The sequence below is a fragment of the Streptomyces sp. Y7 genome, assembly GCF_043195415.1.
GTDB lineage: Bacteria > Actinomycetota > Actinomycetes > Streptomycetales > Streptomycetaceae > Streptomyces.
Window position 1 is genome coordinate 222,226 of the sequence record NZ_JBIDDQ010000005.1, and the last position, 12,161, is coordinate 234,386.

3 protein-coding genes are annotated in these 12,161 nt (G+C 71.2%); all 3 read left to right on the top strand.

Annotated features, from left to right (window positions below):
- Window positions 1-156 precede the first annotated feature (156 nt).
- The 3 genes from ACGFW6_RS16510 to ACGFW6_RS16520 all read left to right on the top strand — a co-directional run bounded on the left by ACGFW6_RS16510 (window position 157) and on the right by ACGFW6_RS16520 (window position 12,056).
- On the top strand, window positions 157-4,581 hold the full coding sequence (locus ACGFW6_RS16510) for a LamG-like jellyroll fold domain-containing protein (RefSeq protein WP_393509363.1): 4,425 nt from the start codon (window positions 157-159) through the stop codon (window positions 4,579-4,581).
- A gap of 169 nt (window positions 4,582-4,750) precedes the next feature.
- Complete coding sequence (locus tag ACGFW6_RS16515) at window positions 4,751-11,608, top strand: polymorphic toxin-type HINT domain-containing protein (RefSeq protein ID WP_393509365.1); 6,858 nt, start codon at window positions 4,751-4,753, stop codon at window positions 11,606-11,608.
- Window positions 11,598-12,056, top strand: a complete 459-nt coding sequence (locus ACGFW6_RS16520; RefSeq protein ID WP_393509367.1) for a hypothetical protein — start codon at window positions 11,598-11,600, stop codon at window positions 12,054-12,056. The genes ACGFW6_RS16515 and ACGFW6_RS16520 overlap by 11 nt, the downstream gene beginning before the upstream one ends.
- Window positions 12,057-12,161: the final 105 nt, after the last annotated feature.

Here is a 12,161-nt window from a genome sequence, read left to right on the forward strand (position 1 = left end):
CTCCTTTCCCGAATCCCCATAGCTTGACGTGTCCATAGCGGATCTTGGTCGGATGGTGACCGGGGTGGGGGAGGGGCCGTGAGGGTTCGTCATGCGCGGGGCCGCAGGGGGGCGGGCAGATCCGTCGCGTCCGTCGCGGTGGGGATGGGGATCGCCGTGACCGTCGGCCTGCTGCCGATGGGGGCGACACCGGCGGTCGCCGCCGGGCGGGCGGCGGCCCAGGCACCGGCTGCGACCGGGCCGGCGTCCGGGACGGAGGAGGCCGCGGTGGCGGCCACCGAGGAGGAGGCGTTCGCCCGGGCGAAGCGGCTGGGCAGGAACGTCGAGGTGCTGTCGCTGCGTGGTGAGAGCACCGACGTGTACGCCACGCCCGGCGGTGATCTGGAGTCGCGCGAGTATCTGCGTCCGGTGCGGACCCGGGTCGAGGGGGAGTGGCGGTCGATCGACACCGCGCTCACCGAGGTCGATGGGGGCATGATCGCGCCGAAGGCTGCCTCGGTCGGGCTGGCGTTCTCCGGTGGCGGCGAGGGGCCGCTGGTGCGGCTGGAGCGGGCGGGCCGGACCCTGGAGCTGTCCTGGCCGGGCCGCGTTCCGGCGCCCCGGCTCGACGGTGACACGGCGACGTACGCCGACATCCTCCCGGACGTCGATCTGCGCCTCGCCGCCCGGCCCGAAGGCTTCACCCAGCTGCTCGTCGTCAAGTCGGCCGAGGCCGCCGCCGGCGACGAACTCGCCGAGCTGCGGCTGAAGTTGGGGACCGAGGGGCTCGTGACACGGGAGACCGCGAACGGTGGCCTCGCCGCGGTCGACGAGGGGTCGGGCGGGGTCGTGTTCGAGGCGCCCCGGCCGGTGATGTGGGACTCCAGCACCGCGGGAGCGCAGCAGGAGCCGGCCGCGACGGCGGTGAAGCCCGCGTCCTTCGCGGCCACCGAGGCGGGCGAAGCCACCGGCACGGGAGCCACCGGCACGCGAGCCACCGACAGCGAAGCCACCGGCACCGAGCCGACCGGCACCCATCCGATCGGCAGTGAGTCGACCGGCACCGAGGCCGCCGGATCAGAGCCCGCCGGATCCGAGCCCGCCGGTACCGACTCCGGCGACGCCGAGCCCACCGCCGCCGACTCCGGCCGCGTGGAACCCATCGGCGTCGACATCCCCGCCGGCGGCGACGAGCTCGTCCTCACCCCGGACAAGGACCTGCTCACCGGGTCCGACACCGTGTACCCCGTCTTCATCGACCCCCAGTGGTACTCGCCGAAGGCCACCGCGTGGACCATGGCCTCGCGGTACTGGGCGGGCTCGCCCCAGTGGAAGTTCAACGGCGACTCGGACGCCGGGCTCGGCTACTGCGGCTGGAACTACTGCAGCCCGCAGGACGTGAAGCGGCTCTTCTACCAGATCCCCACCACCAAGTTCGCGGGCCGCAGCATCCTGTCCGCCGAGTTCGTCGTACGGAACACCTGGTCGTCCTCCTGCGAGGCGCGCGAGGTGCAGCTGTGGCGGACCAAGGGGATCAACTCCTCCACCACCTGGAACACCCAGGACGACTCCGGTTTCTGGATCGACCACCTGCAGAACCGCAGCTTCGCCCACGGCTATGACGGCTGTGCCGCCGCCGACGCGGAGTTCGACGTGAAGGACGCGGTGGCGATGGCCGCGTCGAAGAAGTGGCCGCAGATCACCTTCGGCATGCGCGCCAGCGCCTCCGGCGAGAGCGACCGCTACAGCTGGAAGCGGTTCTCCGACGACGCGTTCCTGCGCGTGCGCTACAACCGCCCGCCGCCGCGGATCTCCACCTCGCAGCTCACCATGGACCCCGGCGGCACCTGCGAACCGAACGAGACGCGGGTGCGCGTGCGCTCCCGCGCCACGGTCCGCGCCAACAACGTCACCGACCCCGACAAGGACCGCGTCCAGGTGCAGTTCCGCGCGGTGTGGGACGCGGGCGACGGCTGGAAGCAGCACTGGATCTCCGCCAAGAGCACCGACAAGGCATCCGGTTCGGACTTCTCCGTCCAGCTGCCCACCTCCATCCCGCAGAACAAGACCGTCGGCTGGCAGGCGCGGGCGTGGGACGGTGGCCAGTGGTCCGCCTGGAGCTACCAGAACGCCCACAGCTGCCACTTCGTCTACGACACGACCGTGCCCGTCGGCCCGTCCATCGCCTCGTCGCAGTACCCGAGCTCCGACCCCGCCGACCCGAACGACCCCTGGTGGGACGGCGTCGGCCGGTACGGCACCTTCTCCATCGACACCTCCTCCGGTGACGTCACCAAGTACTGGTTCGGCGTCAACGGCTCGCCCAGCAGCGCCCACACGCTGACCACCTCCGGCGGCGGCGCCAAGACCATGAAGTTCATGCCGACCAAGCCCGGCGTCAACTTCATCACCGCCCAGGCCTTCGACGCCGCGGGCAACGGCTCCGAGACCCGCACCTACTACTTCCGGGTCCGCTCCGGCCAGCCCGACCGGCTCGCCTGGCAGATGGACGAGGGCGCCGGCGCGGGCCAGGTCAACGGCGCGGGCGGCGAGTGGCCCGCCACGCTGAACGGCGGTCTGCAGCCGGGCGGCGAAGGCGTCGCCGGCCACGGCCTGGAGCTGGACGGCGTCGACGACCACGCGGCCAGCGACTCCCCGGTCCTGAACACCGCCAAGAGCTTCACCGTGTCGGTGTGGGCGAAGCTGCCCGCCAACCCGACCGGCGCGCCCGTCGCGGTCGCCCAGGCCGGCTCCAGCACCAGCGGCTACGAGATCTACTACTCCACCGCGCTCGGCGGCTGGGTCTTCCTGCGGCACACCGCCGACGCCTCCGGCACCTCGGTGGCACGGGCCGTGCAGCCTGCCTGCGCGAGCGGGGACACCGCCTGCCAGTCGGCCCGCACGGGCACCTGGACCCACCTGGTCGGCGCCTTCAACTACCCCAGCCAGCAGCTGAAGCTGTACGTCAACGGCACGCTCGTCGCCACCGCCCCGTACACCACCACGCCCTGGGACGCCCGCGGCCGCACGATCCTCGGCGCCGCCTCCCACTACGGGACCGTGGAGGGCTTCTTCAAGGGCTCCCTCGACGAGGCGCAGTTCTTCGACTACCAGCTCACCGACGCCCAGGTGACCCAGCTGCACAACCGGCAGCCGGTGAGCAGCGCCCGCCCGGCCAAGCTGGTCCTCCCGATGGACGAGGCCGCGACCGACGTCGCGCTGACCGGCCGTGCGCAGCAGGCCCCCGCCCAGCTCATCGGCGGTGCCACCACCGGGATCGGCGGAGTCAACGGCCGGGCGGTGCAGTTCGACGGCGTCGACGACTACGCCACCACCGGCCGTCCGATCATGGACACGGCGCAGAGCTTCGCGGTCTCCGCCTGGGTGAAGCTGCCCAAGGACAAGGAGGCCAAGGCGATGACGGCCGTCGCCCAGGCCGGCACCGTCAACCCCGGTTTCGAGCTGTACCACTCCACCGCGCTCGGCGGCTGGGTCTTCATCCGCGAGCAGAGCGACACGACCGCCTCCACGGTCGTGCGCGTCACCCAGTCCGCCTGCCCGGCCAACACCAACTGCGCCGCGGCACGCCTCGGCGAGTGGAACCACGTCGTCGCCGTCCAGGACGTCGACGCGGGCAGGATCCTGCTGTACGTCAACGGTGTCCTGGAGGGCACGGCCACCTTCACCACGCCGTGGCTCGCCGTCGGCCGGGTCACCCTCGGCGGCACCTACCGCGCCGACGGCACCCTGGGCAGCCCGCTCAAGGGCGCCATGGACGACGTACGCCTCTACGACCGGGCGGTCTCCGACGACGAGGTGCGTCAGCTGTTCAAGCAGCGGCCGCTGGTCACCAGCCGCTGGAAGTTCGAGACCGCGTCCACGGCCACCCCGCCGGTCACCCCGGACGCCGGTCCCGCCGGCGCGGGGCTGAGCCTCAACAACGGCGCCGGGCTGGGATCCGGCTGGGTCGACGGCGGCCTGAACCTCGACGGCGTCGACGACTACGCCACCACCGCGAGCGGCACCGTGCCCCTCGACACCGCGGCCAGCTTCACCGTCACCGCCTTCGCCCAGGCCTCGGCCCGGCCCACCGGCCAGGTCGCGCTGCTGAGCGCGCCGGGCACGAACAAGGACGCCTTCTCGGTCCGCTACGTCCCGAGCAGCACTCCCGACACCAACGGCGGCCGCTGGCGGATCATCACCGCCGAGGCGGACAAGGCCGACGCCGGAACCGTCGAGGTGGAGAACGGGCAGTTCTACGGCCCCGAGGACTGGACCCATCTGGCCCTCGTCTACGACGGCTTCGCCCGCGAGATACGGCTGTACGTCAACGGCGAGCTGGAGGAGGTCGCCTGCCAGGACGCCGACGACGACGGCGAACCCGACGTCAGCGGCTGCACCGAGCAGGTGTCGTACTCCGAGAACGTGCTGACCTTCAAGGCCGTCCAGTCCCTGCGCATCGGCCGCGACCGGGCCGGCGCCTACTTCCCGGGCGCCCTCTCGGACGTGTGGACGTTCCAGGGCGCCCTCAGCGACGCGCAGATCGGCCATCTGTCGCTGGGCATGCCGGGTGTCGCCACCGAGGTCCCCGGCACCGACTGACCGGGAACGCTGCCGGCCCGTCGCCTTCGGCGCGCGGGCCGGCAGCGCGCTGCGAACTTTCGCACCACTCTCACCGCGAGTGAATCCGAGGGGAACGATGAGGGATACGGCACGAGCGGGCCGCGCGGCCCGATGGAGACGGACGACAGCGCTGGCTTCCGGGATCGTCATGATCGCGACCGTGCTCCAAGGGGTCACCGCACCCGCGGGCTCGGGTGCCGTGGCGGACGACGGCCGCGGACGGCCGGCGTTGCCGAAGGCGGAGCGGCCGGTGGCCGGCGCCGCGGTGACGAGGACGAAGCCACGCACGGTGGAGCGCGGGCCGCGCACCCCGCGCACCGCTCCGAAGTCCGCGTGGCCGAAGGCGGGTTCGGGCCGGGTGACACTCACCGGGACCCCGGCGGGCGCGAAGAGCGCTGCTCCCGCTCCGGCGAGGGCCGGGAAGCTGCCGGTCTCCGTCGGCGCGGCCAAGGCGCGCGGCGCCGCCGGTGCGGTGCGGGTCGAGCTCGCCGGGCGGGGACAGACCGAGAAGGCCGCGGTCGACGGGCTGCTCGTGACACTCGCTCCCGAGCGCGCTGGCTTCGCCGCCGGCGCGGCCCGGGTCCGGGTCGACTACCGCGGACTCGCCCAGGCGTACGGCGGCGGCTACGGCGCCCGGCTCACCCTGGTCGAGCTGCCCGCCTGTGTCCTGAAGACCCCGGAGCGGGCCGAGTGCCGTACCCGGAAGCCGGTCGAGGCCGTGAACGACACGGAGGGCGGTGCGCTCACCGCCTCCTCGGTGCGGTTGACGGCCGCGCGGCCGACGGTGCTCGCGGCGGTCGCGGACGACAGCGCGGCCACCGGTGACTACAAGGCGACCACGCTCGCCCCGTCCTCGACCTGGCAGACCAACCTCAACACCGGTGACTTCGCCTGGTCCTACGACATGGGCGTCCCCGAGGTGCCCGGCGGGCTGAAGCCGAGCATCGGACTCGGCTACTCCTCCGGCTCGGTCGACGGCCGCACCGGCGAGACCAACAACCAGTCCTCCTGGATCGGCAGCGGCTTCGACATGTGGCCGGGCTACATCGAGCGCCGCTACAAGCCGTGTGCCGAGGACGGCGTCGAGAACGGCGACGGCATCAAGCCGGGCGACCTGTGCTGGGGCTACGACAACGCCTTCATCAGCTTCAACGGCAAGGGCGGCGAGCTCGTCCCCACCGGCACCGCGGGCGAGTTCAAGCTCCGCCAGGACGACGGCACCCGCATCGCGCGGCTGACGTCCACCGACCGGGGCAACGGTGACGACAACGGCGAGTACTGGCGGCTCACCGACCCCGACGGCGTGCGCTACTACTTCGGCTACCACCGGCTGCCCGGCTGGGCCGACGGCAAGAAGACCACCAACTCCACGTGGGCCGCGCCGGTGTTCGGCGACGACTCGGGCGAGCCCTGCCACGCGTCCGCCTTCGCCGACTCCTGGTGCCAGCAGGCCTGGCGCTGGAACCTCGACTACGTCGTCGACCCGCGCGGCAACGCGATCGCCTACTACTACACGCCGGAGAAGAACTCCTACGGCCGCAACCTGAAGGCCGCCGACGACACCCGCTACACCCGCGGCGGCTACCTCGACGAGATCCAGTACGGCCTCAAGTCGTCCTCGATGTACGGCACTCCGGCACTCGCGAAGGTCAACTTCACCAACGCCGAGCGCTGCCTGCCCGACTCCCGGACCACCTGCTCGTCCATCTCCACGGACTCGGCGTACTGGTACGACACACCGTGGGACCTCAACTGCGACGAGGGCAAGGACTGCGACAACGGCCGCCTCTCGCCCACGTTCTGGACGCGTAAGCGCCTCAGCGAGGTGACCACGCAGGTCATCGACGCCGCCGGCGCCTACCAGAAGGTCGACTCCTGGAAGCTGACCCACCGCTGGGGCATGGCGGACATCGACTACCAGCTGCTGCTGGACTCGATCCAGCACACCGGCCACAGCTCCACGCCGGCGATCACCCTGCCGAAGACCACCTTCAGCTACACCCAGCTGGAGAACCGGCTCGACAGGACCGGTGACGGCTTCGCCCCGTTCATCAAGGACCGGCTGTCGACGGTCGCCGACGAGTACGGCGGACAGATCGACGTCGGCTACTCGGCGCCGGCCTGCGACTGGGCCGCGCTGCCCGCCGTGCAGACCAACACCACCCGCTGCTTCCCGCAGTACATCGGCGGCAGTGCCACCGACGACCCCGACCGGCACTGGTTCAACAAGTACGTCGTCACCTCCGTCACCGGCACCGACCGCACCGGCGGGGCACCGGACCAGGTCACCCGGTACGAGTACCTGGGCGGCGCGGCCTGGCACTACGACGATGACGACGGTCTGACCAAGGAGAAGACCAAGACCTGGTCCCAGTGGCGCGGTTACGGACACGTGCGGGTCAAGACCGGCGGCCAGGGTGGCGACGCGGCGATGAAGTCGCAGTCCGACACCTACTTCCTGCGCGGCATGGACGGCGACCGCGAGTCCCCGACCGGCGGCACCAAGAACGTCAGCGTCACCCTCGGCGAGGGCGAGGGTGACCCGATCACCGACCACGAGGCGCTCGCCGGGACCGCGTACAAGACGGTCGGCTACTCCGGCAACGGCGGCCGCGTCCTCACGAAGACCGTGAACCGCCCCTGGTACCACCAGACGGCCAAGAAGACCCGCGACTGGGGCACCGTCACCGCCAACTTCACCGGCATCGCCGACACCAGGACCTGGACATCCCTGGACGACGGGGCGGGCAGCTCCTGGCGGACCACCTCCACCGCCACCTCGTACGACACAGTGGCCGGCCGCGCCACCCGGATCGACGACTTCGGCGACACCTCCACCGCCGCCGACAACCGCTGCACCCGCACCACGTACGCCACCAACACCACGGACAACATCCTCAACCTGCCCGCCCGGGTCGAGACGGTGGCCAAGGCGTGCGACGACCCCGTCGACCGTGCCAAGGACGTCATCTCCGACGTCCGTTCGGCCTACGACGGCGGCGGCTACGGCGCGGCCCCGACCAAGGGCGACGTCACGGCGACGGCCCTGCTGAAGAAGCACGACGGCACCACGGCCACCTACCTGGAGTCCGGAGCGACCTTCGACTCCTACGGCCGGGTCCTCACCAGCACCGACCTCACCGCGAACGTCACGGTCACCGGCACCGCCGCACCCGTACGCACCGCGCGCACGGACGGCCGCACGACCACCACCGACCGCACACCGGCCACCGGGTTCGTCACGAAGACGGTGACGACCACCCCGCCGGCGAAGACCGGGGACGCCACCACGGCTCTGGCGAACACCACGACCCACGGCGCGCGCGGTCTTCCGCTGACCCAGACGGACCCCAACGGCAAGGTGACCACCTTCGCCTACGACGCCCTCGGCCGCTCCACCAAGGTGTGGCTCGCCGACCGGCAGACCACCCTGACACCCAGCTACGAGTTCGACTACCTCGTCACCGACGGCCAGCCGGTCGCGGTCGCCACCAAGGCGCTCGGCACGGGCGGCAGCCAGGTCACCGCGTACAGCCTGTACGACGGGTTCCTGCGGCAGCGGCAGACGCAGAAGCCGGGCCCCGACGGCGGACGGCTGCTCTCCGACGTCTTCTACGACGAACGAGGGCTGTCCGCCAGGACCTTCGACACGTACTACGCCACCGGCGCACCGTCACGGACCCTGTTCAAGCCCACGGACGCGCTCTCGGTCGAGACCCAGACCCGCACCACGTTCGACGGCATGGGCCGCCCGACGGTGAACGAGCAGGTCGCGGGCAACGGCGACGGCGGCCCGGTGCTCGGCACCACCCGCACCCTCTACGGCGGCGACCGCACCACGGTCATCCCCCCGGAGGGCGGCACGGCCACCACCACCGTCACCGACGCCCGAGGCCGGACCACCGAACTGCGCCAGCACCACACCCGCTCCGCGCAGGCCGCGTTCGACACCACGCGCTACGGCTACACCCCGCGCGGCGAGCTGGAGAAGCTGACCGACCCGGCGGGCAACGTCTGGAGCTACACGTACGACCTGCTCGGCAACGTCAGGACGGCCGTCGACCCGGACAAGGGGCCGAGCTCCACCGAGTACGACGACCGCGGTCAGGTCCTGTCGGTCTCCGACGACCGTGCCACCGACCTCTACTACGTCCGCGACGGGCTCGGCCGCCAGACCGAGCTGCGGGAGAACAGCGCCACCGGCAAGTTGCGCGCCAAGTGGGTCTACGACACCGTCAGCGGCGCGAAGGGCCACCTGGCCGAGTCCACCCGCTACGTCGGCTCCGAGGCGTACACCAGCAAGGTCGTCGCCTACGACCGCCTGTACCGCGTGCTGCGCTCGACCGTGACGATCCCCGCGAGTGAGGGAGCGCTCGCCGGCACCTATCTGTCGGCCACCGCGTACAACGTGGACGGCTCGGTGCGCACGACCGGCTCCCCGGCCGCCGGCGCCCTGCCCGCCACCACGGTGGCGTTCACCTACGAGGACCAGACCCAGCGGCCGATCGCGCTCAGCGGCAGCCAGGGGATCGACGTCGCCACCAGCTACAGCCTCACCGGCAAGCCGCTGCAGTTCGAACTGTCCAACAACGGCGGCAAGAAGACCTGGGTCACCCACACCTACGAGTGGGGCACCCAGCGCCTCGCCACCTCCCGGGTGGACCGTCAGGACGTGCCGGGCGTCGACCGGAACAACACCTACGGCTACGACGAGACGGGCAACGTCCTGTCCGTCTCGGACGTCTCCCGCTCCGGCACCGACACCCAGTGCTTCACGTACGACCACCTGCGCCGGATGACGACGGCGTGGAGCCAGTCCACGACGACCTGCGCCGCGGCTCCCAGCGGGCAGACGGTCGGCGGTCCCGCGCCGTACTGGCACTCCTACACCTACGACAAGGTGGGCAACCGGGAGACCGAGACCCTGCACGACGTCACCGGTGACACGGCCAAGGACACCGTGCGCACCTACGACTACCCGGACCCGGGCAAGCCGCGTCCGCACGCCGTGAACACGGTGACCCAGACCGGGCCCGGCGGCACCGCGCAGGACTCCTACGGCTACGACGTCGTCGGCAACACCGACACCCGCACCCTCGCCGGCACCACCCAGGACCTCGACTGGGACGCCGAAGGCCATCTGGTCAAGGTGACCAAGCCGGTCGAGGGCAAGCCGGACGACATCACCGAGTACGTCTACGACGCGTCCGGCAACCGGCTCATCGCCCGCACGTCGAAGGAGAACACCCTCTACCTGGGCGCCACCCGGATCACCGTGGCCAAGGGCAGCACCACCGCCGAGGCCACCCGCACCCTGGACCTCGGCAGCGGGCACCAGGCCGTGCTCGCCAACGACGGCTCGGTCTCGTTCACCATCGCCGACAACCTGGGCACGGGACAGCTGGCGGTCGACGCGGGCAGCCAGCAGCTGACACAGCGTCGCATGCTGCCCTTCGGCGGAAGCCGCGGCACCGAGCCGAGCAACTGGCCCGGTGTGCAGGGCTTCGTGGGCGGCGTCGACGACAGCGACTCCACCGGGCTGCAGCACCTCGGCGCCCGTGAGTACGACCCGGCGACCGGCCGGTTCCTCTCGGTCGACCCGCTGCTCACCCCCGGCGATCCGCAGGCGCTGAACGGCTACGCCTACGGCAACAACAGCCCGCTCACCTTCAGCGACCCCGACGGCCTGCGCTGCATCCACGGCGCGCCCGGCGGCGGCGCGGACGGCATCTGCGCCGGCGTCCCGGGCGACACCGACGGCGTCATCAACAGCGACTCCAACAACTGCCCGACGCACAGCACCTCCTGCAACGAGACCGCCCGCCAGATGGCGCGGGAGGCCAAGCGGAACGGCACCTACGGCAAGAAGCCCATCATCATCCAGCCCAAGGGTGACTCGATCACCATCCAGGGCGTCTACATCCCGACCCAGGCGGAACTCGCCGAGCACTTCCCCTACTACCACGAGCGCCTGGACTACCAGCACAACCTGATGAACTGGGCGCGGGCCCGGTGCACCGGACTGACCGTCTCGGGCTCGGAGTTCTGCTCCGCGGTGGGTGAACTCGGCTGGTTCGGCGACCAGAACGGGCCGGGGATCCTGGAGGTCCTGGGCATCGACGACTACGTCGGCTGCGCCACGGGCTCCGGCAGCGCCTGCAAGGCCGCGGCGATCGACGCGGGCATCGCGGTGGGCACCGGCCTCCTCGGCAAGGGCGCCAAGGTCGTCTTCAAGGGCTTCAAGGCGGCCCTGAAGAAAACGGATTCCATCCCGATCCAGTGCCTCGTCGGAGGCGGCCGGCACAGCTTCACGCCCGGCACGCACGTGCTGATGTCCGACGGATCCACCAAGCGGATCGAGGATGTCCGGCTCGGCGACGAGATCGTGGTCACCGACCCGGCGAGCGGCCGGACCACCACGCGGACCGTCGTCGCCACCATCATCACCAAGGACGACAAGCACTTCGTCGACCTCACGGTCTCCCGCGCGGGCGCCCGTGGCACGGAATCGCTGACATCCACGACCACGCATCCGTTCTGGTCGCCTTCCGAAGGCGCCTGGATCGACGCCGGCCGGCTCGCACCGGGCATGACCCTGCGCACGGTCGACGGCGGCACGGTCCGGGTCGAGAAGACCCACGAGTTCCACAGGCTCCAGCGCACCCACGACCTCACCATCGACGACATCCACACGTACTACGTCGTCGCCGGTACGACCCCGCTCCTCGTCCACAACGACGACGGCGGGTTCGACTGGGAAAAGGGTCTCGCGGAGATGAAGGAGACCTGGGACAACGGTGACCTCGACGACGACGGCAAGCACTCCCCGCGCGGCAACCAGGCCGAGAACAAGGAGTTCAGGGATGCGCTGAGGAAGATCGAGGGCGAACTCGGGCGGACCGTCACCCCCGCCGAGCGCCGCATGCTGCACGACCGGATCACCGGCCGCGGCTACGGCTACCATCGCATCGTCGAGGAAGGCAGGGGGTTGTTCGGTGGCTGCTGATGTGCGGGCCGACGAGATCGCCGGGATCCTGACGGGCGCGGTCGTCCGTTCCGTCGGCAGGGCCGCGGACATGGGGGTCGTGGAGTTCGACGGCCCCCGGGGCGAGACCGTCATGATCCATCTGCAGTGCCCGTTCAGGATCGTGCAGGACGGGACGATCCTCCTGGGGTCCGCGGACATGCGCCATGCGCAGAAGGGAGCGGGACCGCGGGCCTTCGACGAGTTCCGCATGATCTACGACGCCCGGGCCGCCAAGCTCAGCGCGATTCTCGGTGAACTGCGGCCCTCCGTCGTCGGCGTGGGCGTGGGGGAGGCAGGCGAGCTCACCGTGACCTGGGAACCCGCGTTCCGGCTCGTGGCGTTCCCCGACTGCTCGGGGCAGATCGAGGCCTGGCGGGTACTCGTCCGCGGCGGCCCTCACCACGGGTTCCCACCGGACACCGTCTGACCTGTTCCGCCATCGTCACCCGGCCCCCGCTCCAGGTCACCTCGGAGCGGGGGCCGACCCATGCCCGCCGCCGGCGGACCGATGCCGTGCGCCGAGAAGTGGGGG

Bases quoted from the DNA above. Each gene is read 5' to 3' on its own strand.
- ACGFW6_RS16515 (WP_393509365.1), top strand. From the start codon at position 4,751: ATGATCGCGACCGTGCTCCAAGGGGTCACCGCACCCGCGGGCTCGGGT.